The organism is Streptomyces sp. NPDC053542 (assembly GCF_044544685.1).
In the GTDB taxonomy this organism is placed as follows: Bacteria; Actinomycetota; Actinomycetes; order Streptomycetales; family Streptomycetaceae; genus Streptomyces.
The window spans coordinates 214,846-240,314 of record NZ_JBITXL010000005.1 but is presented as its reverse complement, the minus strand read 5'-3'; the positions used below and the strand labels follow the sequence as shown (position 1 = coordinate 240,314).

Genomic DNA, 25,469 nt, shown 5'->3' with positions numbered 1-25,469 from the left:
GGCAACACCCCCTCTCACTGGCTCGAGTGAAAGCCGTCACACCAAAGTGCCGGGTTGGGCTGTGGGGAACCTGGGTAAAACTGGGGACGGCGCTGGGGAGAAACCGGCCTCCCCTGTGCATCAGGTGTGCACAAAGTCGGGCGGTCCACAGAACCGCCGGCTTATCCACGGCTGCACCCACAGCCCCCGGTGGACAAAAAACGGGCGCTGACCTGCGAAAAGTCGGTTGTCCACGGTTTCCACAGCCCCTACTACTACGACCACGGATATGTAGCGGGGAACTCGATTCGAATCGGGTGCTGTGCACAACTTGGGGACCGGGCCTCCGAGAGCTCCCGCCCCGACTTGACCCCGAGCCGCACGGACTGTCGGTGGTGTGCGTCAGACTGGTCTCCGGCAACCCAGCCGACGACGAAGGCCAGCAGGGCGAAGAGCCAGCAACAGCAGGAGGCGGTTTCCGGTGAAGATCCGGGTGGAGCGCGATGTACTCGCGGAGGCAGTGGCCTGGGCGGCCAAGAGCCTCCCGGCCCGTCCGCCGGTGCCCGTCCTCGCGGGCCTGCTGCTGAAGGCGGAGGACGGCTCCCTGAGCCTCTCCGGCTTCGACTACGAGGTCTCGGCACGCGTCTCGGTGGAGGCGGAGACCGAGGAGGAGGGCACCGTCCTCGTCTCCGGCCGCCTGCTCGCCGACATCTGCCGTGCCCTGCCGAACCGCCCGGTGGAGATCTCCACAGACGGTGTACGAGTGACCGTGGTCTGCGGCTCCTCGCGCTTCACCCTCCACACCCTTCCTGTGGAGGAGTACCCGGCGCTGCCCCAGATGCCCACCGCCACCGGCACCGTCCCCGGTGAGGTCTTCGCCTCCGCGGCCGCCCAGGTCGCCATCGCCGCCGGCCGCGACGACACCCTCCCGGTGCTCACCGGTGTCCGCATCGAGATCGAGGGCGACACGGTCACGCTCGCCTCGACCGACCGCTACCGCTTCGCGGTCCGCGAGTTCCTGTGGAAGCCGGAGAGCCCCGACGCCTCCGCCGTCGCGCTGGTCCCCGCCAAGACGCTGCTGGACACCGCCAAGTCGCTGAGCAGCGGGGACACGGTCACGCTGGCGCTGTCCGGCTCCGGTGCCGGCGAGGGCCTCATCGGTTTCGAGGGCGCCGGGCGGCGGACGACCACCCGCCTCCTCGAGGGCGACCTGCCGAAGTACCGCACGCTCTTCCCGACCGAGTTCAACTCCGTCGCGGTGATCGAGACCGCCCCCTTCGTCGAGGCCGTCAAGCGTGTGGCGCTGGTGGCCGAGCGGAACACCCCGGTGCGGCTCAGCTTCGAGCAGGGCGTGCTGATCCTGGAGGCCGGCTCCAGCGACGACGCACAGGCTGTGGAGCGCGTCGACGCGGCGCTGGAGGGCGACGACATCTCGATCGCCTTCAACCCCGGCTTCCTGCTGGAGGGCCTGTCGGCCATCGACTCCCCGGTGGCGCAGCTGTCGTTCACGACGTCGACCAAGCCCGCGCTGCTGAGCGGCAAGCCCGCCGCCGACGCCGAGGCGGACGACGCGTACAAGTACCTGATCATGCCGGTCCGCCTGTCCGGCTGAGCCTGACCCGTCGCACCGGCCGGGAGCGCGAGGCTCGTCCCTCGCAAGGTCGCGGTATGCCGGTCCGCCTGTCCGGCTGAGGTCCGCTCCGCCCCGGTCGCGGCTCTGCGTCCACAGGCTGTGCACACGCCGGAAGGCCGTACGGAACCGCTCTGTACGGCCGCCCGGATGACGCGGTTGACCTGCGGCTTATGAGCGGCTGAGCCCACAGCTGTGCACGGCCCTTCGGGCGTAGGCTCGTCGTAGGTCAGGTACAAGGGCAACGACTATGTGCAAAGAGGGTCTCTGATGGAGCTCGGTCTCGTCGGTCTCGGCAAGATGGGCGGCAACATGCGCGAGCGCATCCGCCGCGCAGGCCACACGGTCATCGGTTATGACCGCAACCCGGACCTCGCTGACGTTGGCAGCCTCAAGGAGCTCGTGGACTCGCTGCAGGGTCCGCGGGTCGTGTGGGTCATGGTGCCGGCCGGCGCCGCCACCCAGGCGACGATCGACGAGCTGGGCGAGCTGCTGTCCGAGGGCGACATCGTCGTGGACGGCGGCAACAGCCGCTGGACCGATGACGAGAAGCACGCGGAGGAGCTGCGCGCCAAGGGCATCGGCTTCGTCGACTGCGGCGTCTCCGGTGGCGTGTGGGGCCTCGAGAACGGTTACGCGCTGATGTACGGCGGCGACGCCGAGGACGTGGCGAAGGTCCAGCCGATCTTCGACGCGCTCAAGCCGGAGGGCGACTTCGGCTCGGTGCACGCCGGCAAGGTCGGCGCCGGTCACTTCGCGAAGATGGTCCACAACGGCATCGAGTACGCGATGATGCAGGCGTACGCCGAGGGCTGGGAGCTGCTGGAGAAGGTCGACTCCGTCACGGACGTGCGCGAGGTCTTCCGCTCCTGGCAGGAGGGCACGGTCATCCGCTCCTGGCTGCTGGACCTGGCGGTCAACGCGCTGGACGACGACGAGCACCTGGAGAAGCTGCGGGGCTTCGCCGCCGACTCCGGTGAGGGCCGCTGGACGGTCGAGGCCGCGATCGACAACGCGGTGCCGCTGCCGGCGATCACCGCCTCGCTGTTCGCGCGGTTCGCCTCGCGTCAGGACGACTCGCCGCAGATGAAGATGATCGCCGCGCTGCGGAACCAGTTCGGCGGCCACGCGGTCGAGAACAAGAAGTAATCCCAGGTGCCGGGGCGTTTCCCCGGCACCGCAGCAAGTATTACGCCGGGGGAGGTCGGCGCCGCCCATGCATGTCGCGCATCTGTCGCTCGCCGACTTCCGCTCGTACGCCCGGGTCGAGGTCCCGCTCGACCCGGGCGTCACGGCCTTCGTCGGGCCCAACGGCCAGGGGAAGACCAATCTCGTCGAGGCGGTCGGCTATCTCGCCACCCTCGGCAGCCACCGGGTGTCCTCCGACGCGCCGCTGGTCCGCATGGGCGCGGAGCGGGCGATCGTCCGGGCGCAGGTGGTACAGGGCGAGCGGCAGCAGCTGGTCGAGCTGGAGCTGAACCCCGGGAAGGCCAATCGGGCCAGGATCAATAGATCCTCGCAGGTCAGACCGCGTGACGTGCTCGGCATCGTACGGACGGTGCTGTTCGCTCCGGAGGACCTGGCGCTGGTCAAGGGCGACCCGGGCGAGCGGCGGCGTTTCCTGGACGAGCTGATCACGGCGCGCTCGCCGCGGATGGCGGGCGTGCGATCGGACTACGACCGCGTGCTGAAGCAGCGCAACACCCTGCTGAAGAGCGCGGCCCTGGCACGCCGGCACGGCGGCCGGAAGATGGATCTGTCCACGCTGGACGTGTGGGACCAGCATCTTGCGCGTGTGGGGGCCGAGCTGCTGGCGCAGCGGCTGGACCTGATCGCGACGCTGCAGCCGCTGGCGGACAAGGCGTACGAGCAGCTGGCGCCGGGCGGCGGTCCGGTCGCGCTGGAGTACCGCGGTTCGGTGGGCGAGCGGCTGGCGGAGGCGTCGAACCGTGAGGAGCTGTACGGGCTGCTCATGGAGGCGCTGGGCGAGGCGCGGAAGAACGAGATCGAGCGGGGCGTGACGCTGGTCGGTCCGCACCGTGACGACCTGGTCCTCAAGCTGGGGCGGCTGCCGGCGAAGGGATACGCGAGCCACGGCGAGTCCTGGTCGTACGCGCTGGCGCTGCGGCTCGCCTCGTACGACCTGCTGAGGGCCGAGGGCAACGAGCCGGTCCTCGTACTGGACGACGTCTTCGCCGAGCTGGATGCCCGGCGGCGGGAGCGGCTGGCCGAGCTGGTGGCGCCGGGCGAGCAGGTGCTGGTGACGGCGGCGGTGGACGACGATGTGCCGGGCGTGCTGGCGGGGACGCGGTTCGCGGTCTCCGAGGGCACGGCGGAGAAGGTGTCGTAAGTGAGTGAGCAGTCCGGTCCTGCGGAGCCTGCGGGACCCGAGCAGCCGAAGCCGCCGGAGCTGTCCGGTGTCGACCTGGCGCGGCAGGCGCTGGTGGCCGCGAAGGAGCAGGCACGGGCCCGGGGCGCGGCAGCGCAGCAGAAGAAGCAGGCCAGACGCGGCGGCGGGCTCCGTTCCGGCGCGCGGGCGGACGGCCGGGACCCGCTGCCGCTGGGTGCGGCGATCAACCGTCTGATCACCGAGCGTGGCTGGGAGACGCCGGCCGCGGTCGGCGGGGTGATGGGGCGCTGGCCCCAGCTCGTGGGTGCCGAGGTGGCGCAGCACTGTGAGCCCCAGAAGTACGACGAGGACGCCCGGGTGCTGACGGTGCAGTGCGACTCGACGGCGTGGGCGACGCAGCTGCGGCTGCTCGCGCCGACGCTGGTGGCGCGGCTGAACGAGGACCTGGGTCATGGCTCGGTAAAGATCATCAAGGTGCTGGGGCCGGGCGGTCCGCCCCGCCGGTACGGCTCGCTGCGGGCTCCGGGGAGCAAGGGGCCCGGCGACACGTACGGCTGATCCGTACACGCGGGGCCGAAGCCTTCCGTTTCACGTGAAACGACGCCTGCCTTCCGTTTCATGTGAAACCGTCTCTGCCTCCGGTTTCACGTGAAACCGCCCCTGCGGCGGGTGTCCATACGGGCGAGATGCCCGGGATGTTCTGGTGTGACGCAAGAGACTCCGCTCACCGTAGTCGGAGGTTGACAGCCCGAAGCGCTGAGGGCCGGTGTGAGCGTCCTGGGGGCCCGCCTCAGATATGGGGAGTCGGCGGACGCCAGTTCAGGGCGGCACGTGAGGACTCAGGCGCCCGCAAACCCCCATGAGTGTCGGCGCTACCGGTAGACTGGTAGCAATCCCGCCCACTCGCGGAACATGTCGAACGACGCAGCCGCTCCTGACCGGCACGGGGCCTTCCCGCCGGCGGCAGGAGAAGGCTCGTGCCTGTGCCAGAAAGGGCGCTTCGTGGCCGACTCCGGCGACCTCAACGAGAACAACACGGCTTCTACCGAAGAGGGGGTTCCTGCCGTCGCCAGTGGCGGCTCCTCGGAAGAGAAGTCGTACGACGCCAGTGCGATCACTGTCCTTGAGGGCTTGGACGCGGTTCGCAAGCGACCGGGTATGTACATCGGCTCCACCGGCGAGCGTGGTCTGCACCACCTCGTCCAGGAGGTCGTCGACAACTCCGTCGACGAGGCGATGGCCGGCCACGCGGACACCATCGACGTCACGATCCTGCCCGACGGCGGCGTACGGGTGATCGACAACGGTCGCGGTATCCCCGTCGACATCGTGCCCTCCGAGAAGAAGCCGGCCGTCGAGGTCGTGCTGACGGTGCTGCACGCGGGCGGCAAGTTCGGCGGCGGCGGTTACGCGGTCTCCGGTGGTCTGCACGGCGTGGGTGTCTCCGTCGTGAACGCCCTGTCCCAGCGGGTCTCCGTCGAGGTCAAGCGGGACGGCTACCGCTGGACGCAGGACTACAAGCAGGGCGTGCCGACCGCCCCGCTGGCGCGCAACGAGGCCACGGACGAGACCGGGACGACGGTCACGTTCTGGGCCGACGGCGAGATCTTCGAGACGACCGAGTACAGCTTCGAGACGCTGTCCCGGCGCTTCCAGGAGATGGCCTTCCTCAACAAGGGGCTGACGATCCAGCTCACCGACGAGCGCGAGGCGCACGTCGACGAGGAGGGCAAGCCGCTCACGGTCAAGTACCACTACGAAGGCGGCCTCGTCGACTTCGTGAAGTACCTGAACTCCCGCAAGGGCGAAACGGTCCACCCCACGGTCATCGACATCGAGGCCGAGGACAAGGAGCGGATGCTCTCGGTGGAGATCGCGATGCAGTGGAACACCCAGTACACCGAGGGTGTCTACAGCTTCGCGAACACCATCCACACCCACGAGGGCGGTACGCACGAAGAGGGCTTCCGCGCCGCGCTGACGGGCCTGATCAACCGGTACGCGCGCGACCGCAAGCTGCTGCGCGAGAAGGACGACAACCTCACGGGTGAGGACATCCGCGAGGGTCTGACGGCGATCATCTCCGTCAAGCTCGGCGAGCCCCAGTTCGAGGGCCAGACCAAGACCAAGCTGGGCAACACCGAGGCGAAGACCTTCGTCCAGAAGGTCGTGCACGAGCACCTCACGGACTGGCTGGACCGGAACCCCAACGAGGCCGCGGACATCATCCGCAAGGGCATCCAGGCCGCGACGGCCCGTGTCGCCGCCCGCAAGGCGCGCGACCTGACCCGCCGCAAGGGCCTGCTGGAGACCGCGTCGCTGCCGGGCAAGCTGAGCGACTGCCAGTCCAACGACCCGACCAAGTGCGAGATCTTCATCGTCGAGGGTGACTCCGCCGGCGGCTCGGCCAAGTCCGGCCGTAACCCGGAGTACCAGGCGATCCTCCCGATCCGCGGCAAGATCCTGAACGTCGAGAAGGCCAGGGTCGACAAGATCCTGCAGAACAACGAGGTCCAGGCGCTGATCTCGGCGTTCGGCACGGGTGTGCACGAGGACTTCGATATCGAGAAGCTCCGCTATCACAAGATCATCCTGATGGCGGACGCCGACGTCGACGGCCAGCACATCAACACCCTGCTGCTCACCTTCCTGTTCCGCTTCATGCGGCCGCTGGTCGAGGCCGGGCACGTGTACCTCTCCCGCCCGCCGCTGTACAAGATCAAGTGGGGCCGGGACGACTTCGAGTACGCCTACTCCGACCGCGAGCGCGACGCCCTGATCGAGATGGGCAAGCAGGCCGGCAAGCGCATCAAGGACGACTCGGTCCAGCGCTTCAAGGGTCTGGGTGAGATGAACGCCGAAGAGCTGCGCGTGACGACCATGGACACCGAGCACCGTGTGCTCGGCCAGGTCTCGCTGGACGACGCGGCCCGCGCGGACGACCTGTTCTCCGTGCTCATGGGTGAGGACGTCGAAGCACGTCGCTCGTTCATCCAGCGCAACGCCAAGGACGTCCGCTTCCTCGACATCTGAGCCCGTCGGCCCGATCAACAGCCGCAGCTCGAAAGGACTTTGAACAGCAATGGCCGACGAGAATCCCCCCGTGACCCCGGACGGCGTGACCGCCGAGGGCGCGCCCGCCGCCATCGAAGGCGTGGGCATGCGCGTCGAGCCCGTCGGGCTCGAGACCGAGATGCAGCGCTCGTACCTCGACTACGCGATGTCCGTCATCGTCTCGCGTGCCCTGCCCGACGTGCGGGACGGCCTGAAGCCGGTGCACCGCCGCGTCCTGTACGCGATGTACGACGGCGGGTACCGCCCCGAGAAGGGCTTCTACAAGTGCGCCCGCGTCGTCGGCGACGTCATGGGTACGTACCACCCGCACGGCGACTCCTCGATCTACGACGCGCTGGTCCGCCTCGCGCAGCCGTGGTCGATGCGGATGCCGCTCGTGGACTCCAACGGCAACTTCGGTTCTCCGGGCAACGACCCGGCCGCGGCCATGCGGTACACCGAGTGCAAGATGGCGCCGCTGTCCATGGAGATGCTCCGGGACATCGACGAGGAGACCGTCGACTTCCAGGACAACTACGACGGCCGTAACCAGGAGCCGACGGTCCTGCCGTCGCGCTTCCCGAACCTGCTGATCAACGGCTCGGCCGGCATCGCGGTCGGCATGGCGACCAACATCCCGCCGCACAACCTCCGCGAGGTCGCGGCCGGCGCGCAGTGGGCGCTGGAGCACCCGGAAGCTACCCACGAGGAGCTGCTGGAAGCCCTGATCGAGCGGATCAAGGGCCCGGACTTCCCCACCGGCGCGCTGGTGGTGGGCCGCAAGGGCATCGAGGAGGCGTACCGCACCGGGCGCGGCTCCATCACGATGCGCGCGGTCGTCGAGGTCGAGGAGATCCACAACCGCCAGTGCCTGGTGGTCACCGAGCTTCCGTACCAGGTCAACCCCGACAACCTCGCGCAGAAGATCGCCGACCTGGTGAAGGACGGCCGGATCGGCGGCATCGCCGACGTCCGCGACGAGACCTCCTCGCGGACCGGTCAGCGCCTGGTCATCGTGCTCAAGCGGGACGCCGTCGCCAAGGTCGTCCTGAACAACCTGTACAAGCACACCGACCTGCAGACGAACTTCGGCGCCAACATGCTGGCGCTGGTCGACGGCGTGCCGCGCACGCTGTCCCTGGACGCGTTCATCCGCCACTGGGTGACGCACCAGATCGAGGTCATCGTCCGCCGGACGAAGTTCCGGCTGCGCAAGGCCGAGGAGCGGGCGCACATCCTGCGCGGTCTGCTCAAGGCCCTGGACGCCATCGACGAGGTCATCGCGCTGATCCGGCGCAGCCAGACGGTCGAGGACGCGCGCGGCGGCCTGATGGGCCTGCTGGAGATCGACGAGATCCAGGCGAACGCGATCCTGGAGATGCAGCTGCGGCGCCTGGCGGCCCTGGAGCGGCAGAAGATCACCGCCGAGCACGACGAGCTGGAAGCGAAGATCCGCGAGTACAACGCGATCCTGGCCTCCCCCGAGAAGCAGCGCGGGATCGTCAGCGACGAGCTGACCGCGCTCGTCGACAAGTACGGCGACGACCGCCGCTCCAAGCTGGTGCCCTTCGAGGGCGACATGTCCATCGAGGACCTGATCGCCGAGGAGGACATCGTCGTCACGATCACCCGTGGCGGCTATGTGAAGCGGACCAAGACCGACGACTACCGCTCGCAGAAGCGCGGCGGCAAGGGCGTCCGCGGCACGAAGCTCAAGGAAGACGACATCGTCGACCACTTCTTCGTGTCCACCACCCACCACTGGCTGCTGTTCTTCACGAACAAGGGCCGGGTCTACCGCGCCAAGGCGTACGAGCTGCCGGACGCGGGCCGGGACGCGCGCGGCCAGCACGTCGCGAACCTCCTCGCCTTCCAGCCGGACGAGCAGATCGCGCAGATCCTGGCGATCCGCGACTACGAGGCGGCGCCGTACCTGGTCCTGGCCACCAAGGCCGGCCTGGTCAAGAAGACGCCGCTGAAGGACTACGACTCGCCGCGCTCCGGCGGTGTCATCGCCATCAACCTGCGCGAGCAGGAGGACGGCTCGGACGACGAGCTGATCGGTGCCGAGCTGGTCTCCGGCGAGGACGACCTGCTGCTGATCTCCAAGAAGGCGCAGTCGATCCGGTTCACCGCCACGGATGACGCGCTGCGTCCGATGGGGCGTGCGACCTCGGGCGTGAAGGGCATGAGCTTCCGCGAAGGCGACGAGCTCCTCTCGATGAACGTGGTGCGGGCTAACACCTTCGTGTTCACCGCCACCGACGGCGGGTACGCGAAGCGCACGAACGTCGACGAGTACCGCGTCCAGGGCCGCGGCGGCCTCGGTATCAAGGCCGCCAAGATCGTGGAGGATAGGGGTGAGCTGGTCGGCGCGCTGGTGGTCGAGGCGAGCGACGAGATCCTGGCGATCACCCTCGGCGGTGGGGTGATCCGCACGCGGGTCGACGAGGTCAGGGAGACGGGCCGTGACACCATGGGCGTCCAACTGATCAACCTGGGCAAGCGCGATGCCGTCGTCGGTATCGCTCGGAACGCCGAGGCCGGTCGCGAGGCCGAAGAGGTCGAGGCGCTGGCGGACGGCGAGCCGGCCGACGACGCGGCGCAGGACCAGGCCCCGGCGGCCGGGGGCGAGGAGCCCGCGGCGGAGTAGCGCGAGGAGTAGGTCGTGAGTGGAGCCACGGGTGCGCAGGCGGGCGGATCGGGCGACGGGCGGAGCTCGTCCTCCGGGCCCGCGACCGTGACGGACAGCGCCCGTGGCTCCGATGCTGATGGCGGCCCCCGCAAGGAGGCCGCCTCCGAGGGGGGAACCGTGACCGACACCCGGCAGCCGCAGCCCGAGGCACAGCCGCAGCCCGAGCCCCGCCCGCAGGGCGCCGAGGGGCAGCCGTACCGCCCGCCGTCGGCGTACGCGACCGGCAAGGGCCAGCAGGGGGTGCGCGCGCCCCGTACGGGCGTCCGTACGGCCCCGCGTACGCGCAAGGCCCGGCTGCGGGTGGCCCGTGCCGACCCGTGGTCGGTGATGAAGGTCAGCTTCCTGCTGTCGATCGCGCTGGGGCTGTGCACGCTGGTGGCGGTGTCGGTGCTGTGGATGGTGATGGACGCGATGGGCGTCTTCACTACGGTCGGCGGCACGATCAGCGAGGCCACCAGCTCCGACGGCGGTTCCGGTTTCGACCTGGAGTCGTTCCTGTCGCTGCCGCGGGTGCTGCTGTTCACCGGTGTCATCGCCGTGATCGACGTGGTGCTGGCGACGGCGCTGGCCACGCTCGGCGCTTTCATCTACAACCTCTCTGCGGGGTTCGTGGGCGGCGTGGAGCTGACCCTGGCCGAGGACGAATGACCTGGTGCGGCCGGCCGCGGACGGCCTTTCGGGGCCTCGGCGACTATCGATTTGGGTCATGGCTCTGAAGTGCGCTAATCTTTCGGTGCAGCCAGCGAGGCGGCACCAAGCCAGGGGCTATAGCTCAGACGGTTAGAGCGCTTCCCTGATAAGGAAGAGGCCACAGGTTCAAGTCCTGTTAGCCCCACCGGCAAGGATCGGCCCGGACGGAGAGTTCTCCGCCCGGGCCGATCCGTTTGTGCTTCTGGCGAGTTGGGGGCGGGCTAGGTCACCGATTGATATCGACCGGTGTGTATCATCGGCCCCCGAAGGTCCCCTACGTCAACGAAAGACGAGGTCGCGCGGTGAAGAAGCTTCTCCTGGTCGCACTGGCCGCCATCGGCGGGCTCCTCGTGTACCGCCAGATCCAGGCGGATCGCGCCGAGCAGGATCTGTGGACGGAGGCGACCGACTCCGTGCCCGCAGGTTCGGGCGTGTGAGCCCCAGCACGTACGTACGAAACCCCGGTTGCCGCACTCGCGGCGGCCGGGGTTTCGTCTGTTCGGCGGCGTTTCCCGGTGGCCGTTGCGGGACCGTGATGCCCAGCGCCTTGAGTTTGCGCTAGCACACCACTAAGTTGCGCTAGCAAATCCAGTGGGTGTGTACCGGGGCGGCGGACAGCGACGCGGCCGGCGGGGCAGGATGGGCGGGGGCTCGGGATGATGAGGGGTAGTACGTGGTGACGCGGCGCACGATCAGGAGGGGACTGGCCGGCCCGGTGGCGCTCGGCGTGCTGGCGGTGCTGCCGGGGGTGGCCACGGCGGACGCGCCGCCCACGTATGCGCCCGCGCCGGACGCCAAACCCGTGACGGGAAAGGCGAGTACGGGGTCCGCGCCGGAGATCGTCCCCGGTACGTACACCGACTCCCTGAAGCGCGGTGAGAAGAAGCTCTACGCCCTGGATCTGGACGACAGTTCGACCGCCTACGTCTCGGCGGTGGCCGCGCCGGCGCCGGACACGAAGGTGGAGGACTACACCGACGGGCTGACCGTCTCCGTGCAGGACAGCAACGGCACGACCTGCGGCCCGGACGGCGACGTGCGGTTCCACGGCGGCAAGACCGCCTACCCGATCGCCGATTACGCCGCCCGCCGCATCGGCAGCGACCTGTCGGAGTGTCAGCAGGCGGGCCCGTACTACGTGGTGGTCGAACGTCCCGGGGAGGCCACCTCGAGTCCCGACAGCTGGCCGGTCGAGCTGCACTACGTGACCGAGCCGGGCCTTACGGGGGCAGCGCCCGCCGAGCCCGGTAAGGGCAGTTGGAGCAGTGCCACGCCTCCGCCGCCCACGGAGGGCGCGCGGAAGTCCGTCAAGGGCGGCACCGGCTTCAACGACGCCGCCTCCGTGGGCGAGGGGCAGTGGCGGGACCGCATCCGGCCCGGCGAGACCCGCTTCTACCGGGTGCCGGTGGACTGGGGACAGCAGCTGAACGTGAGCGCCGAACTGTCCAGCACCGCACGGAAGCCGGGCACGGGGATCTCCTCGTTCGTCCCGGAGGCGCTCGGGCTGACCGCGTACAACCCGGCGCGCGGCCTGGTGAGCGACGAGAGCTTCAAGGCGTACGAGGGCAAGCAGACGGCGGTGCGGCTGTTCACCGCGCCGGTGGACTACGGCAACCGCTTCAGTGACGACGAGGCCGTCAGCCCGATGCGCTTCGCGGGCTGGTACTACCTGGAGGTGTCGCTCAACCCGGACGCCGCGCAGTTCTTCAAGAAGGGCGCGGACCTCACGCTCCGGGTGGGCCTCAAGGGCGAGGCGAAGCCCGGCCCCCAGTACGCGGAGCCGGCCGCCGACTTCTCCGTCACCTCCGGGGACCGGGACCTGGCGGAGACGGGCCGGGCGGCGTCCGAGGAGGAGCGCAGCGGCCATCTGCGGACGTTCGGGTACGCGGGCATCGGCGTCGGTGCGGCGCTGCTGGCCGGACTCGGGGTGTGGACGGCGCGGGCGCGGCGCAAGGCGGCGATCACCGTGGCGCCCACGGGGCCCGCTGCGGGCGCGCCGGGCGGCCAGGGCCACCAGGTGCCCGGACAGCAGCCGTACGGCGCTCAGAACGGCGCCCAGGACACCGGACAGGGGTTCGGGAGCCGACCGCCGCGGGGCTGACCGTCCAGGGGCTCCTGCGGCTCTGTGGCGGCTCCCGCGGCTCTGTCGCGGGCCCGGCGCCTCAGCTGGCGCTGAGCGCCCAGATCCCCATCGCGATGCACAGCAGCGCGACGACCAGGACCGGCACGGCGATCTTCGGGGACGGCCCGGGGCGGGCCGGCTTCGCGTGCTGCGCACCGGGTGCGGCGGGCGGCTGCGCACCGGGTGCGGCGGGCGGCTGCGCACCGGGTGCGGCGGGCGGCTGCGCACCGGGGGCCGCGGGGGCCGGGGCCCGATGGGGGGCGCGTGGCTGCCCGACGGTGTACGGGCGCGTCTGCGGCAGGTCCTGGTGCGCCGCGGAGGTCGGCTCGTACGTCCGTACCGGCTGTTCGTACGAGTGCGCAGGCTGCTCGTACGACTGCGCAGGCTGCTCGTACGGCTGCGCCGGTGGCGCGTACGGCTGCGCACCGGGCGCCGGGAGGGGCGTCGGCGCGGGTGTGGGGCCGGGGGGCTCCTGCGGGACGGGCGGTGCGAACGGGAAGCTGCCGGTCCCCGGCACCCGGGGGCCGCTCACCGGGCCACCACTCGGGCCGCCACCCTGCGCACCGCTGCCCTGCGCGCTGCCGCCCTGTGTACCGCCGCTCTGCGTACCGCCCCCGACCGGCCCCTCGGGCCCGTACCCCGAGGGCAGCGGCCCGATGTGGTCGAAGACCTCGACGAGCTCGTCCTCGACCGTCTCCTCGGGCAGCAGCTCGACGGCCGAGAGGACCGCCTTGCGGGCCCCGTTCGCCGTCTTGAAGCGGGCGTCCGGGTCCGGCTGCAGCAGACCGGCCAGTACCTGCCACAGGGGCTCCGGTACGCCTTCGGGCGCGCCCGGTACACCGTGCTGCGTGAAGTGGTCCACCAGCGCCTGGGAGTCCGGCTTGTTGCCGGTCAGCAGGTACAGGGCGAGCAGGCCGACCGCGAAGAGGTCGGCGGGGAAGTCCGGCTCGGCGCCCAGCAGTTGCTCGGGCGCGAAGTAACCGGGCGTCCCGACCACGTAATCGGCCTCGGTGAGCCGCGGCTCGCCCTTGCGCATCGAAATGCCGAAGTCGGAGACGCGCACGTGCGGCCGCCCGGTGCCGGTGGCCTCCAACAGGATGTTCGCGGGCTTGATGTCCCGGTGGACCACGCCCTCGGCGTGCACCGCGGCCAGCCCCGAGAGCACCTGGTCCAGCAGCAGGCACACGTAGCGCGGCGGCAGCGGGCCGTAGTCGCCCACCAGGTGCGCCAGCGAACCGCCGTTGACCAGGTCCATGGTGAACAGGACCTTGTCGTCGTTGGCGGCCCAGCTGGCGGGCGCGAGCACGTGCGGGTGATCGATGCGCAGCGCCTGTTCCCGTACGAAGCGCAGCAACGTGTGCGCGTCGCTCTGCTGGAGCACCTTCGCCGCGACGTAACGCCGGCGCCGCTGGTCCCAGGCGCGCCACACGGCGCCCACCCCGCCCCGCCCGATCGGATCGATCAGCTCGTACCTGCCGGCGAAGACCTCACCCATGGCGCCGCGTCCGCTCCCTCGACAAGCTGCCTAACTGGCTGATTCCGGTGCGCTTCGTAACTGTTTTCGGACTAGTTCTGGTGGGATTCGTAATGGGCCACCGCGTCGGCGGTCCGGCCCGCCCCGTAGACCCGCAGGAACTCCGCCAGCTCCGGGTGGGTGGTGGAGAGGGAATCCGCGGCGTCGATGATGTCGCCGGCCGCCGCGACGGACCGCAGCAGCGACTGGATCTCGCGCACGACGCGGCGCACGGTGGTGGCCCCCGTGGTGGCGGTCTGCGTCGTGTTGTTCAGCACCGAACCGCCCGCCGTCTTCTTGATCTCGTCCATCCGGTCGGTGGCCTCGGCCGCGGACACGCTGCCGTCGGCGACCTGGCTGGACAGCTCCTGGAGGGCCTGTACGCGCTGGACCACGGCCGGGTTCCCGATCTTGGCCCGCTGGCCGCTCATGAGCTGCGACAACATGGGCGCCGAGAGTCCCAGCACAGCGGCGAGGCGGGCCTGATTGAGCCCGAGATCGTCGATGAGGCGACGGAAGAGCGCCCCCAGCGGCTCTCCGTACCAACTGCGCTGCAGCTCCCGAGCGCGCGCGGTGGCTTCCTGCTGTGCTGCGTCCATGGCGTCTCCCCTTCGCTTCGCTGCCGCGAATCTCGCGAAGCATCCTACGGAGAGCGACCGCCCTGAGCGATACCCGGTCGGGAAAGCGAGCGGGTACCGGGTACTCTGGTGCGCGACGGGGCCTTAGCTCAGTTGGTAGAGCGCTGTCTTTGCATGGCAGATGTCAGGGGTTCGACTCCCCTAGGCTCCACTCCCAAAAGCTCACCCGACCTGCGGAAACGCAGGTCGGGTGAGCTTTTTTCGCGGTCCGGGCGTGGCCTACGCGCGGCCGCCGCCGTCGCGTTCGTCGGCCTCGGACTCGGCCTGCTTGGCCTGTACTTCGGGGTCCAGGACCGCGCCGGGGCTGCCGTCCACGGCGCTGAGCGGGGCGCGCTCGCCGACCTCGGTGGCGGCGGGCGGCTCGACCAGCCAGTCCGGGTTGGCCTGCTTGTCCCACCACTTCCACGCGGCGAAGGCGCCGCCGGCGAGGATGCCGAGGAGGGTGAGCCGCTTGACGGCCTTGCCGGTCCGGGCCCGGCGGCGGTGCTTCTTGGCGAGCTTCTCGATCTCGGCGGCGGTGACCTGTCCGCGCAGCGCCGCCACGGCCGCGGCACCGCGCATCATGGCTTCCTCGCGGGCGGGCTCAGCAGCGGCACGGGCGCTGCGTACGGCCTTCTCCACACGCGGCGCGGTGTAGTCGGTGGCCTGCCGGGCGGCCTTACGGGTGCGTGCCGCGGCCTTCGTGGCGGCGGCGTCCACCTTCGGGGGCAGTGCGCCGCGCGCGTGCTCCAGGCGTGGCTGCAGCCGGGCGTCGTACTGCTGACGTGCCTGATGGGCGGCCTCGGTCACCTTGGGGGCCAGTTTCGCGCGCGCCTCGTGGGTGAGGTGCACGGCGGTGTCCTTGGCCGTGCCGGCATACGGAGCCACCACCTCCGCGGCGTGCCGCACGCTGTCCTTGGCCGTTCCGGTGGCGGCGCGCACGCTGTCCTTGCGGGTCACGGGATCCTCCTCATCGGGTGGCGTGTCCGGGCTCGGGGGCGCTTGCCCACGTCTGCAGTTCGCCTCTCCGCCCGCTTGCAGATCATGCCTGCGCGGCGGACGTACGGCATGTGCAGGCGGGCATCCGGGTCAATGCGGACTTCGGGCGCCTTGTGACGACAATGCCACGGTTCGGCGCGGCGCGCGCCGCTTCGGCGGCTTCCGGCCGAGGTATCGGAATTCGGCGGTTTCTCGCCCCCTGTCAGCGGGCTTTCCGCGGGCTGTCCGGGGTCTGTCCGCGGTCTGGATGGGGTCTGTGTGCGGTTGTGGTCGGTCCGGTGCGCGGTTGACGTCCGTCCGCGCGGTACGGACGTACGGACGCCGGCAGGACCGGAATGTACGGGTCCCCGCTGGTCGGCGGTGAAAACCCCACAGAGGAGGAAATCCGTGCGAACGACGGGCATGAGGTGGTGGCGGGGGACGGCCGCGCCCGTTCGTGCGAGGATCGGGAACCGTCAGTGCAGACTTATGGAAGGTAGATCGTGGCTGAGCAGCTCTACGCCACCCTGAAGACCAACCAGGGCGACATCGAACTTCGGCTCCTGCCGAACCACGCCCCGAAGACGGTCAAGAACTTCGTCGAACTCGCCAAGGGCGAGCGAGAGTGGACCAACCCGGCGACCGGACAGAAGTCCACGGACAAGCTGTACGACGGCACCGTCTTCCACCGGGTGATCAGCGGCTTCATGCTCCAGGGCGGCGACCCGCTGGGCAACGGCACCGGTGGCCCGGGCTACGAGTTCGCCGACGAGTTCCACCCGGACCTCTCCTTCGACCGGCCGTACCTGCTGGCCATGGCCAACGCCGGCCCGGGCACCAACGGCTCGCAGTTCTTCATCACCGTGGCCCCGACCGCGTGGCTGACCGGCAAGCACACCATCTTCGGTGAGGTCACCAACGAGGCGAGCAAGAAGGTCGTGGACGCCATCGCGACCACCCCGACCAACCCGCGCACCGACCGTCCGGTGAACGACGTGGTCATCGAGCAGGTCGTCATCGAGACCCGCTGATCCGCGCCGTACGGCCGGCTTCCCCGTACGGACCGCCGTACGGACTCCCGTATGGAGGGCTTCTCCGTACGGATGCGCCGGCACCGTCCGGTCACCCCTGCCCGCGGCCTGCCACGGGCGGCGTGGAACCATGACGCCCCGCCCGGTCGTAGACCAGGCGGGGCGCGCAGCTTGTCAGGGCCGTGCGCCATGGAGGACGAGGGGAAGCGATGGAGCAGGCGCCAGGCAATCCACAGGGACCGCGGGACGCGCACGGCGGAAACGATCCGTCGGAGGGCGGAAACGGTTCGCCGGTCTGCTACCGCCACCCCGACCGGCCCACCGGCATCAGCTGCACCCGTTGCGAGCGGCCCATCTGCCCGGAGTGCATGGTCAGCGCCTCGGTCGGATTCCACTGCCCGGAGTGCGTACGCGGCGGCAGCGGGACCGGTCAGGCACCGGGGGCGAGCCGCCCCCGTACGGTCGCCGGCGGTGCGCTCACCGCCGATCCGCGGCTGCTCACCAAGATCCTCATCGGCGTCAACGTCGCGGTGTTCCTGGCCGTCATGGCCGTCGGGGACCGGCTGGTCAACACGCTGGACATGGTGGGCCTGGCCTTCGACCCCGGCTCGCTGGGGCTGGTCGGCGTCGCGCACGGCGAGTGGTACCGCCTGATCACCGCGATGTTCCTGCACCAGCAGGTCATGCACATCGCCTTCAACATGCTCTCGCTGTGGTGGCTGGGGCCGCCGCTGGAGGCCGCGCTCGGCCGAGTCAGGTTCCTGGCGCTGTACTTCCTCGCCGGGCTGGGCGGCGGCGCCCTGTCGTACCTGCTCGCCGCGCCGAACCAGCCGTCGCTGGGCGCTTCCGGTGCGATCTTCGGGCTGCTGGGCGCCACGGCGGTGCTGCTGCGCCGGCTGAACTACGACATGAAGCCGGTACTGATCCTGCTCGGCCTGAACCTGGCCTTCACGTTCCTGTGGCCGAACATCGCCTGGCAGGCACACGTGGGCGGCCTGGTGGTCGGCGCCGCGGTGACGTACGCCATGGTGCACGCGCCGCGCGGCCGCAGGACCGCGATACAGGTCACGGCCTGCGTGCTGGCACTCCTGGTGATCGTCGCGGTGCTGTGGATCCGCACCGCCCAGCTCACCGGCTGACGAATACCGGCCGGGAAGCTCGCTCGGCACCTATGGAGAGTCCACTCGGAACCATGGGGAGCCCGCTCGGCACCCACAGGAGTCACACAGCTCCCGGCCGACTCTCCGGACACGCGTCCGGAGTGATCGTCCGTTCACTTGTCCACAGCTCGTGTCGGCCCCTGTGCGCACCGTGCAGAATCCCGGCAAGGGGGACCGCTGCAGGGACGTTTCCCCAGTACAGCGGGGTAGTGCGGACCACCGGCGGTAGCCGCCGCCGGTGTGACCGGCGTCAACCCCACAGGGGTTATCCACAGATCTTCTGAAGTTTTCCCCGGCTGTGGATAACCGTGTGGATGGCCTTGGGTACAGCTTGCGCTCGGGGTGCCGCTTCCCCTGTGTCCCAGGGTGCCGCTTCCCCTGTGTTCAGGGCGCTACTTCCACTGGGTGGAGACGCCGAAGCCCACCGCGATGAAGCCGAAGCCGGCCACGATGTTCCAGTTTCCCATCGACTTGATGGGCAGGTCACCTTCGGTCACGTAGAAGCACACGATCCACGCCAGCCCGATCAGGAACATCGCCAGCATCAGCGGCGCCACCCAGCCCCGCCCCGAGTTCAGCTTGATCGAGGTCTGCTTCGCCGACGGCGGCGGCGTGAAGTCGTCCTTCTTGCGGATCCGTGACTTCGGCACGAGGAACTCTCCTGTCGATGCGCTGCGTAACCGCGCGGATGTACAAAGGCTGGCGCCGGGCGGGGGGCGTCGGGGATCGGGTGCTCCCCCCGGGGCGTCCGTTAGCGTAGTGCTTCCGCGGCGTCGTAAGGAGTAAGGGTACGTTGAGCAATTCCGCTGACTCCCCCGGCCGCCGCTCCCGTTTGCGGCTGCGCCCCGTACGCCTGTTGACGCTTGTCGTCTTCGCGCTGGCCGGTCTGCTGTTCTGGATCAGTTTCGACACCGCGCGCGGCACGAACCTGCGCTCGGACGACTCGATGCTGCGGCTGTCGGACCTCATCCAGGACCACAGCCAGAAGAACAAGATCCAGGACGAGCGGAACGCCTCGCTGCGCTCGGACGTCGACCGCCTCGCCGGCAAGGACAGCGGCAGCAGCGACGCCGACAAGGCCCGGGTCGAGGCGCTCGAGGAGAACGCGGGGACGAAGAAGGTGAGCGGCCAGGCCCTGACCGTCACCCTCACCGACGCCCCGCCCAACGCCACCGCCCAGATCCCCGGCGTGCCCGAGCCGCAGCCCAATGACCTGGTCATCCACCAGCAGGACCTCCAGGCCGTGGTCAACGCCCTGTGGCAGGGCGGCGCCAAGGGCATCAAGGTCATGGACCAGCGGCTGATCTCCACCAGCGCGGTGCGCTGCGTCGGCAACACGCTGATCCTCCAGGGCCGGGTCTACTCCCCGCCCTACACCGTCACCGCCGTGGGCGACCGCCAGGCGCTGACCGACGCCCTGAACGCCTCACCCGCCATCCAGAACTACCTCCAGTACGTCGACGCCTACGGCCTCGGCTGGAAAGTCGAGCCGCACGGGGCGATGACTCTGCCCGGCTACTCCGGCACAGTGGATCTCCATTACGCACAGCCTGTGAAGCCGTAGCGCGCTCGGGAGCGCGCACAAGCGCGGAGGGCGGGGGGCCGGATGACGGTACGACTGATCGTCAGGACGTTCAGCGAGCTCTGCCTGACCGTCGGCACACTGATCGTGCTCTTCGTCGTCTACGTCCTGTACTGGACCGGGGTACGGGCCGACAGCGCCATGGACGGCGAGCTGGGCGAGCTGGCGGAACGCTGGTCCACGGGGCCGGTCGCGACCGCCTCGCCCGCTCCCGACGACGACAAGCCGCGGGAACCGGCGGCGCCCGCGTACCGGGACGGCAAGTCCTTCGCCGTCATGTACATCCCGCGCTTCGGCCGCGACTGGGCCAAGCCCGTGCTGGAGGGCACCGCCACCGGCACCCTGCAGAAGGGGCTCGGCCACTACGCCGGTACCGCACGCCTCGGCGCGACCGGAAACTTCGCCGTCGCGGGCCACCGCCGCACCTATGGCGACCCCTTCAAGGACTTCCCGCGGCTGCGGCCCGGCGACGCGGTGGTGATCAGTGACGGCACGACCTGGTTCACGTACCGCATCGACAAGCGCCCCTACCGGACCCTGCCCGGCGACATCGGGGTGATCGACCCGGTACCGGGCAAATCCGGCTACGACGGCCCCGGCCGCTACCTCACCCTGACGACCTGCGAGCCGGAGTGGGGGCACAGCCACCGGCTGATCGCCTGGGCGCATCTGGACGCCACCTCACCCGTGGCCGAGGGACGTCCGGCGGCATTGCGCAGCTGAGCCACACGGCCGGGGCTCTCCCCTTACTCTGGTGGGGCAAATGACAACTGGCATCGGCAAGTAGGGACGGCATGTACGGCTGGATCTGGCGGCATCTGCCGGGCAACACATGGGTGAAGGCACTGATCTCGCTCGTGCTCGCGCTGGCGATCGTCTTCCTGCTCTTCCAGTACGTCTTTCCGTGGGCGGAGCCGCTGCTCCCCTTCAACGACGTCACGGTCGACCAGGGCATGGGTGCCGCACAGCAGAGGGGAGCCGTCCGATGAGCGCGAGAATCCTCGTCGTCGACAACTACGACAGCTTCGTCTTCAACCTCGTCCAGTACCTCTACCAGCTCGGTGCCGAGTGCGAGGTGCGGCGGAACGACGAGGTGGAGCCGGGGCACGCCCAGGACGGCTTCGACGGCGTCCTGCTCTCGCCGGGCCCGGGCGCGCCCGAGCAGGCCGGTGTCTGCATCGACATGGTGCGGCACTGCGCCGACACGGATGTGCCGGTCTTCGGCGTCTGCCTGGGCATGCAGTCGATGGCGGTGGCGTACGGCGGTGTCGTGGGCCGCGCCCCCGAGCTGCTGCACGGCAAGACGTCGCTGGTGACGCACGAGCACAAGGGCGTCTTCCAGGGGCTGCCCACGCCGTTCACGGCCACCCGGTACCACTCCCTGTCGGTCGAGCGGGACACGCTGCCGGATGAGCTGGAGGTCACCGCCTGGACGGAGACCGGGCTGGTGATGGGGCTGCGCCACCGCGAACTGCGGGTGGAGGGCGTGCAGTTCCACCCGGAGTCGGTGCTGACGGAGTGGGGCCACGGAATGCTCGCCAACTGGCTGGTCGAGTGCGGTGACGAGGGAGCGGTGGAGCGTTCGACGGGGCTTGCCCCCGTGGTCGGCAAGGCCGGCGCGTGACCGCACTCCGCCCCGAGCGCGAAGGCACGTCGTCGTACGGTCCTCATGATCCGTACGACGGCTCCGCCGCGTTCGAGGCGGCCGTCGGGGAGCTGGGCGATCCCCTGACGGACCCACTGCCCGGCCGGAACCCGCAGGAGCAGCAGCAGTACTACGACCCGCCGCAGTACGAGGATCCGGCTGCCGGGTACGCACCGGCCGCGGCCTACCTTCAGGCACCGGCCTACGAATCGACCGCGGCCTACGAATCCACTGCGGCCTACGAGCCGACCGCGGCTTACGAATCCACCGCGGCCTACGAGCCGACCGCGACTTACCCGCAGGCATCGGTCTACGAGTCGACCGCGGCCTACGAGCCGACCGCGACCTATCCGCAGGTCCCGGCCTATGAACAGGCCGGGACGTACGCGTACGCCCAGGAGGACCCGGGCGCGTACAGCGAGGCGGCGCTCGCGTCGGCCGAGACGCTCATCGCGCCGGCCGTGCCGTCCCCGCCCGCCGCCGACGAGCCCGTGGCGCCGCAGCAGGACGACGAGACGATGGCGCTGCGGCAGGCGGACGCGAAGGCCGTGAAACGGCCCGAGGACGCTGTTTCACGTGAAACCGCGCCCCCGGCCCCCGGCGGCCGCGCCGCGCGGCGCAGAGCGGCGCAGGCGGCCGCCAAACAGGGCGGCAAACGGGGCGGCAAACGTGCCCGCCGCCCGGCTACGGCCGCGAAGGCCACGGAGACCGCGGAGACCACCCCCGAAACCCCGCCGACCTCGCGAGTCGCCGCCCGACGCGCCGCCCGCGCCCGCAAAGAGAGCGTTGGCGTCGTCGTCAGCCGGGTCACGGGCGAGGCGTTCATCACGCTCGGCGTGCTGATGCTGCTGTTCGTGGCCTACCAGCTGTGGTGGACCAACGTCCTGGCGCACAACCAGGCGGGCGGCGCGGCCAGCAACCTCCAGCAGGAGTGGGACAAGGACGGCGCGGACAAGCGCGCGGCGGGCGCGTTCTCGCCCGGCCAGGGCTTCGCGATCATGTACATCCCGAAGCTCGACGTGAAGGTCCCCATCGCCGAGGGCATCAGCAAGACCGGCGTCCTGGACCACGGCATGGTCGGCCACTACGCCGAGGGCAAGCTGAAGACGGCGATGCCCTGGGACAAGACGGGGAACTTCGCGGTCGCGGGCCACCGCAACACCCACGGCGAACCGTTCCGCTACATCAACCGGCTGGTGAAGGGCGACAAGATTGTCGTCGAGACGCGCAGCCGCTTCTACACGTACGAGATGGAGAGCATCCTCCCGCAGACCTCGCCCTCCAACATCGGGGTGATCGGCCCGATCCCGCCGGGCTCCGGCTTCACCAAGCCCGGCCGGTACCTCACGCTGACCACGTGCACCCCGGAGTTCACCAGTACCTACCGGATGATCGTGTGGGGCAAGATGGTCGAGGAGCGGCCGCGGAGCAAGGGCAAGCCGGATGCGCTCGTCAGCTGAGCACCATCAGGGGGTACCACGCGGTGACTGCCACCGGACAGGACGCGGACGCCTGCCGCGCAGAGAGCGCAGAGAACACTGACGCGTCCGAGGGGGCCGGCACGCCGCCCCCGCCCCCGCCGCGGAAGGCCCGGCGCCGGATCGCCGCGGTCGTCAGCGTCATCGGCGAGCTGCTGATCACGGCGGGCGTGGTCATGGGCCTCTTCGTCGCCTATTCGCTGTGGTGGACCAACGTCCTGGCCGACCGTGCGGCACACCACCAGGGTGACCGGGTGCGGCAGCACTGGGCGGAGTCCAAGAGCCCGGAGCAGAAGGAGCTGGACACCAAGGACGGCATCGGCTTCCTGCACGTCCCCGCGATGAAGAACGGCGAGGTGCTGGTCAAGAAGGGCACCAGCAGCAAGGTCCTCAACGACGGGGTGGCCGGCTACTACACCGACCCCGTGAAGTCCGCGCTGCCGCAGGACAAGAAGGGCAACTTCACGCTCGCCGCGCACCGGGACGGGCACGGCGCCAAGTTCCACAACATCGACAAGCTGAAGAAGGGCGACGCGGTCGTCTACGAGTCGCAGGACACCTGGTACGTCTACAAGGTCTTCGCGACCCTGCCGCAGACCTCCAAGTACGACGTCGGCGTGCTGGAGAAGACGCCCAAGGCGTCCGGCAAGCGCAAGCCGGGCCGCTACATCACCCTCACGACCTGCACGCCCGTCTACACCTCCACCTACCGCTACATCGTGTGGGGCGAGCTGGTCCGCACCGAGAAGGTGGACGCCGACCGCACCCCGCCGAAGGAACTGCGCTAGCCCGCAGCCGTACGCGAGAGGGCCCGGGGCGCAATGCCCCGGGCCCTCGTCGTGTGCCGACCGCCGCCGGCTCAGTTCCTGCGGCCCCAGCCGCCGGCGCCGCCGAAGAAGCCGCCGTCGTCCCCGCCGTCGCCCCCGTCGTTACCGGGCATCGTGGTGAGGTTGACGGGCGTGTTCTTGGCGACCTCGGTGCCGGCCACCGGGTCGGACACCACGACGGTCGCCTTGTCGTCCTGCGGACCGGTGATGTTGCCGACCGCGAGACCCATGTCGGTCAGGGTCTTCTTGGCGTCCTTGAGCTTCTGGTTGGACAGGTCGGGGACCTGGACCTTCTCGGCCGCCTTGGCGACGGTCAGGGTGATCGTGGAGCCGTTCTCGGCCTCACTGCCGCCCGCCGGGTCCTGCGACAGCACGGTGTCGGCCGGCTGGTCGGCCTCCTGGTCCGTGCGGGCCACCTTGAAGCCCAGGTCGGTGAGCTGCTTCTGCGCCGCGTCGAAGGGCTTGTTCGTGACGTCGGGCACGCTGGTCTTCGGCTTCTCGGTCGCGACGGTCAGGGTGATCGTCGCGTCCTTGGCGGCCTCGCCCTGCCCCACGGGGTCCTGCTTGATGACGTGGCCGGGCGTCTGGTCGGACTCCTGCGTCGTCTGCTGGATGTCCGTGAAGCCCTTGTTCTCCAGGATCGACTTGGCCTTGTCGAAGGTGTAGCCGAGCACGTCCGGCACGGTGACCTTGGCCGGCCCGGTGCACATCGTGACCGTGACCGTGTCGCCCTTGCCGATGGTCGCCGAGGGCTTCGGATTCTGCTTGGTGACCTGGCCCTTCTCAACGTTCTCGCAGGTCGTGCTGCCGCCCCTGACCACCTCGAAGTCGCCGTTGCGGCCGGCTTCCTTGGCCTCGGAGAGGGTCTTGCCGACCAGGCTGGGCACCTCGAGGTCGCCGCCGGCCTTGCCGCCGCTGAACATCGCCTTGCCGATGAAGATCGCGCCGATCAGCACCAGGACCGCCGCCACGATCAGCAGGATCGTGGAGGTGCGGTTCTTCTTCTGGCCGCGGCGCCGGTCCGGACGGTCGTCGTAGCCGTAACCGCCGTCATCGGGGTTGACCGGCGGCAGCATGGACGTGGCGCCCGCCGGGTCCTGCGGCCGCAGCGGCGCGGTGGGCTGGTCCTGGTCGTAGCCGACGGCGCCGAGCGCCGCGGTGGCCGCGACCGGCTGCCCGTCGAGGGCCGCCTCGATGTCGGCGCGCATCTCGTCCGCCGACTGGTAGCGGTAGTCGGGGTCCTTGACCAGTGCCTTGAGGACGATGGCGTCCATCTCGGGCGTGATCTCGGAGTCGAAGTTGCTCGGCGGCTGCGGCTCTTCGCGTACGTGCTGGTAGGCGACCGCGACCGGCGAGTCGCCGATGAAGGGGGGCCGCACGGTGAGGAGCTCGTACAGCAGGCAGCCCGTGGAGTACAGGTCGGAGCGGGCGTCGACGGTCTCGCCCTTGGCCTGCTCCGGGGAGAGGTACTGCGCGGTACCGATCACCGCGGCGGTCTGCGTCATCGTCATGCCGGCGTCGCCCATCGCGCGGGCGATGCCGAAGTCCATGACCTTGACCTGGCCGGTGCGGGTGAGCATGACGTTCGCGGGCTTGATGTCGCGGTGGACGATGCCGGCCCGGTGCGAGTACTCCAGCGCCTGGAGCACACCGATGGTCATCTCCAGGGACCGCTCGGGCAGCAGCTTGCGGCCGGAGTGCAGCAGCTCGCGCAGCGTGGAGCCGTCGACGTACTCCATCACGATGTACGGGATCGAGACGCCGTCGACGTAGTCCTCGCCGGTGTCGTAGACCGCGACGATGGACGGGTGGTTCAGCGAGGCGGCCGACTGGGCCTCCCGGCGGAACCGGGCCTGGAACGACGGATCGCGGGCGAGGTCCACGCGCAGCGTCTTCACAGCGACGGTGCGACCCAGGCGGGTGTCATGGGCGAGGTAGACCTCGGCCATGCCGCCGCGGCCGAGCACCGAGCCCAGCTCGTACCGGCCGCCGAGGCGACGCGGCTCTTCCATAGCTACTCCAGCCCTCTCCGTTGATCCCGACCGCACCTGTGTGTGGTCCGGCGGTGTGCTGTTCGGGCATACCGTACCCGGCACGCCTGACGTGGCCCGGCCACGG

The 25,469-nt window shown here is 69.9% G+C and carries 22 protein-coding genes and 2 tRNA genes; 19 read left to right on the top strand and 5 right to left on the bottom strand.

Annotated elements, in window-relative coordinates; genetic code table 11:
* The first annotated feature begins 460 nt into the window (after positions 1-460).
* From dnaN to ACIGXO_RS15970, 10 genes are all read left to right on the top strand, one after another.
* A complete protein-coding gene (gene dnaN / locus ACIGXO_RS16015) occupies positions 461-1,591 on the top strand; it encodes a DNA polymerase III subunit beta (protein ID WP_031050003.1) in 1,131 nt (376 codons plus the stop codon).
* 288 nt (positions 1,592-1,879) lie between these two features.
* Positions 1,880-2,758 carry a phosphogluconate dehydrogenase (NAD(+)-dependent, decarboxylating) gene (gene gnd / locus ACIGXO_RS16010; RefSeq protein WP_399786184.1) on the top strand — a complete coding sequence of 293 codons (879 nt, stop codon included), beginning with the start codon at positions 1,880-1,882 and terminating at the stop codon, positions 2,756-2,758.
* Positions 2,759-2,825: 67 nt separating this feature from the next.
* Positions 2,826-3,959 (top strand): DNA replication/repair protein RecF, encoded by a 1,134-nt coding sequence (recF, locus tag ACIGXO_RS16005; protein WP_399786182.1) that lies wholly within the window; start codon positions 2,826-2,828, stop codon positions 3,957-3,959.
* Entirely contained in the window at positions 3,960-4,517 is a 558-nt protein-coding gene (locus ACIGXO_RS16000; RefSeq protein WP_399786179.1) for a DUF721 domain-containing protein, read from the top strand.
* Positions 4,518-4,961: 444 nt separating this feature from the next.
* On the top strand, positions 4,962-6,992 hold the full coding sequence (gyrB, locus tag ACIGXO_RS15995) for a DNA topoisomerase (ATP-hydrolyzing) subunit B (protein WP_399787092.1): 2,031 nt from the start codon (positions 4,962-4,964) through the stop codon (positions 6,990-6,992).
* 49 nt (positions 6,993-7,041) lie between these two features.
* Positions 7,042-9,666 (top strand): DNA gyrase subunit A, encoded by a 2,625-nt coding sequence (gene gyrA, locus ACIGXO_RS15990; RefSeq protein WP_399786177.1) that lies wholly within the window; start codon positions 7,042-7,044, stop codon positions 9,664-9,666.
* Between the two features lie 15 nt (positions 9,667-9,681).
* Positions 9,682-10,356, top strand: coding sequence for a DUF3566 domain-containing protein (locus ACIGXO_RS15985; RefSeq protein WP_399786174.1), 675 nt, complete (start codon positions 9,682-9,684; stop codon positions 10,354-10,356).
* 113 nt (positions 10,357-10,469) lie between these two features.
* Positions 10,470-10,543, top strand: a tRNA-Ile gene (locus ACIGXO_RS15980).
* A 157-nt stretch (positions 10,544-10,700) separates the two neighbouring features.
* Complete coding sequence (locus tag ACIGXO_RS15975; RefSeq protein WP_003958712.1) at positions 10,701-10,835, top strand: DLW-39 family protein; 135 nt, start codon at positions 10,701-10,703, stop codon at positions 10,833-10,835.
* A gap of 236 nt (positions 10,836-11,071) precedes the next feature.
* Positions 11,072-12,499 carry a hypothetical protein gene (locus ACIGXO_RS15970; protein ID WP_399786171.1) on the top strand — a complete coding sequence of 476 codons (1,428 nt, stop codon included), beginning with the start codon at positions 11,072-11,074 and terminating at the stop codon, positions 12,497-12,499.
* Positions 12,500-12,560: 61 nt separating this feature from the next.
* Here ACIGXO_RS15970 and ACIGXO_RS15965 read toward each other — a convergent pair whose 3' ends face one another.
* Both ACIGXO_RS15965 and ACIGXO_RS15960 read right to left on the bottom strand, forming a co-directional pair.
* On the bottom strand, positions 12,561-14,015 hold the full coding sequence (locus tag ACIGXO_RS15965; RefSeq protein ID WP_399786168.1) for a protein kinase: 1,455 nt from the start codon (positions 14,013-14,015) through the stop codon (positions 12,561-12,563).
* Between the two features lie 71 nt (positions 14,016-14,086).
* Positions 14,087-14,632, bottom strand: coding sequence for a helix-turn-helix domain-containing protein (locus tag ACIGXO_RS15960; RefSeq protein ID WP_399786165.1), 546 nt, complete (start codon positions 14,630-14,632; stop codon positions 14,087-14,089).
* A gap of 117 nt (positions 14,633-14,749) precedes the next feature.
* On the opposite strand from ACIGXO_RS15960, the gene ACIGXO_RS15955 reads away from it, so the two are divergent.
* Positions 14,750-14,822: transfer RNA gene (locus tag ACIGXO_RS15955), tRNA-Ala, on the top strand.
* Positions 14,823-14,890: 68 nt separating this feature from the next.
* On the opposite strand, the gene ACIGXO_RS15950 is transcribed toward ACIGXO_RS15955, so the two are convergent.
* Positions 14,891-15,610, bottom strand: coding sequence for a DUF5324 family protein (locus tag ACIGXO_RS15950; protein ID WP_399786162.1), 720 nt, complete (start codon positions 15,608-15,610; stop codon positions 14,891-14,893).
* A gap of 521 nt (positions 15,611-16,131) precedes the next feature.
* Between ACIGXO_RS15950 and ACIGXO_RS15945 the strand changes: the two genes are divergently transcribed.
* Both ACIGXO_RS15945 and ACIGXO_RS15940 read left to right on the top strand, forming a co-directional pair.
* Positions 16,132-16,659 carry a peptidylprolyl isomerase gene (locus ACIGXO_RS15945; protein ID WP_399786159.1) on the top strand — a complete coding sequence of 176 codons (528 nt, stop codon included), beginning with the start codon at positions 16,132-16,134 and terminating at the stop codon, positions 16,657-16,659.
* 209 nt (positions 16,660-16,868) lie between these two features.
* Positions 16,869-17,798 (top strand): rhomboid family intramembrane serine protease, encoded by a 930-nt coding sequence (locus ACIGXO_RS15940; protein ID WP_399786155.1) that lies wholly within the window; start codon positions 16,869-16,871, stop codon positions 17,796-17,798.
* Positions 17,799-18,211: 413 nt separating this feature from the next.
* Here ACIGXO_RS15940 and crgA read toward each other — a convergent pair whose 3' ends face one another.
* On the bottom strand, positions 18,212-18,469 hold the full coding sequence (crgA, locus tag ACIGXO_RS15935; protein ID WP_031050045.1) for a cell division protein CrgA: 258 nt from the start codon (positions 18,467-18,469) through the stop codon (positions 18,212-18,214).
* A 143-nt stretch (positions 18,470-18,612) separates the two neighbouring features.
* On the opposite strand from crgA, the gene ACIGXO_RS15930 reads away from it, so the two are divergent.
* The 6 genes from ACIGXO_RS15930 to ACIGXO_RS15905 all read left to right on the top strand — a co-directional run bounded on the left by ACIGXO_RS15930 (position 18,613) and on the right by ACIGXO_RS15905 (position 23,312).
* Positions 18,613-19,383, top strand: a complete 771-nt coding sequence (locus ACIGXO_RS15930; RefSeq protein WP_399786151.1) for a DUF881 domain-containing protein — start codon at positions 18,613-18,615, stop codon at positions 19,381-19,383.
* A 42-nt stretch (positions 19,384-19,425) separates the two neighbouring features.
* The gene (locus tag ACIGXO_RS15925; RefSeq protein ID WP_399786148.1) at positions 19,426-20,124 is read left to right on the top strand and encodes a class E sortase; all 699 of its coding nucleotides are present in this window, start codon (positions 19,426-19,428) and stop codon (positions 20,122-20,124) included.
* Positions 20,125-20,195: 71 nt separating this feature from the next.
* On the top strand, positions 20,196-20,390 hold the full coding sequence (locus ACIGXO_RS15920; protein ID WP_399786145.1) for a hypothetical protein: 195 nt from the start codon (positions 20,196-20,198) through the stop codon (positions 20,388-20,390).
* Positions 20,387-21,025, top strand: coding sequence for an aminodeoxychorismate/anthranilate synthase component II (locus tag ACIGXO_RS15915; RefSeq protein WP_399786142.1), 639 nt, complete (start codon positions 20,387-20,389; stop codon positions 21,023-21,025). The genes ACIGXO_RS15920 and ACIGXO_RS15915 overlap by 4 nt, the downstream gene beginning before the upstream one ends.
* Positions 21,022-22,506 (top strand): class E sortase, encoded by a 1,485-nt coding sequence (locus tag ACIGXO_RS15910; protein ID WP_399786139.1) that lies wholly within the window; start codon positions 21,022-21,024, stop codon positions 22,504-22,506. The genes ACIGXO_RS15915 and ACIGXO_RS15910 overlap by 4 nt, the downstream gene beginning before the upstream one ends.
* Before the next feature lie 23 nt (positions 22,507-22,529).
* A complete protein-coding gene (locus ACIGXO_RS15905) occupies positions 22,530-23,312 on the top strand; it encodes a class E sortase (protein WP_399786136.1) in 783 nt (260 codons plus the stop codon).
* A gap of 71 nt (positions 23,313-23,383) precedes the next feature.
* Here the strand turns inward: ACIGXO_RS15905 and pknB are convergent, their stop codons facing one another.
* Complete coding sequence (gene pknB, locus ACIGXO_RS15900) at positions 23,384-25,363, bottom strand: Stk1 family PASTA domain-containing Ser/Thr kinase (protein ID WP_399786134.1); 1,980 nt, start codon at positions 25,361-25,363, stop codon at positions 23,384-23,386.
* Positions 25,364-25,469 lie beyond the last annotated feature (106 nt).

Bases quoted from the DNA above. Each gene is read 5' to 3' on its own strand.
- gnd (WP_399786184.1), top strand. From the start codon at position 1,880: ATGGAGCTCGGTCTCGTCGGTCTCGGCAAGATGGGCGGCAACATGCGC.
- recF (WP_399786182.1), top strand. From the start codon at position 2,826: ATGCATGTCGCGCATCTGTCGCTCGCCGACTTCCGCTCGTACGCCCGG.
- gyrA (WP_399786177.1), top strand. From the start codon at position 7,042: ATGGCCGACGAGAATCCCCCCGTGACCCCGGACGGCGTGACCGCCGAG.
- ACIGXO_RS15965 (WP_399786168.1), bottom strand. From the start codon at position 14,015: ATGGGTGAGGTCTTCGCCGGCAGGTACGAGCTGATCGATCCGATCGGG.
- ACIGXO_RS15960 (WP_399786165.1), bottom strand. From the start codon at position 14,632: ATGGACGCAGCACAGCAGGAAGCCACCGCGCGCGCTCGGGAGCTGCAG.
- ACIGXO_RS15940 (WP_399786155.1), top strand. From the start codon at position 16,869: ATGGAGCAGGCGCCAGGCAATCCACAGGGACCGCGGGACGCGCACGGC.
- ACIGXO_RS15925 (WP_399786148.1), top strand. From the start codon at position 19,426: ATGACGGTACGACTGATCGTCAGGACGTTCAGCGAGCTCTGCCTGACC.
- ACIGXO_RS15920 (WP_399786145.1), top strand. From the start codon at position 20,196: ATGTACGGCTGGATCTGGCGGCATCTGCCGGGCAACACATGGGTGAAG.
- ACIGXO_RS15915 (WP_399786142.1), top strand. From the start codon at position 20,387: ATGAGCGCGAGAATCCTCGTCGTCGACAACTACGACAGCTTCGTCTTC.
- pknB (WP_399786134.1), bottom strand. From the start codon at position 25,363: ATGGAAGAGCCGCGTCGCCTCGGCGGCCGGTACGAGCTGGGCTCGGTG.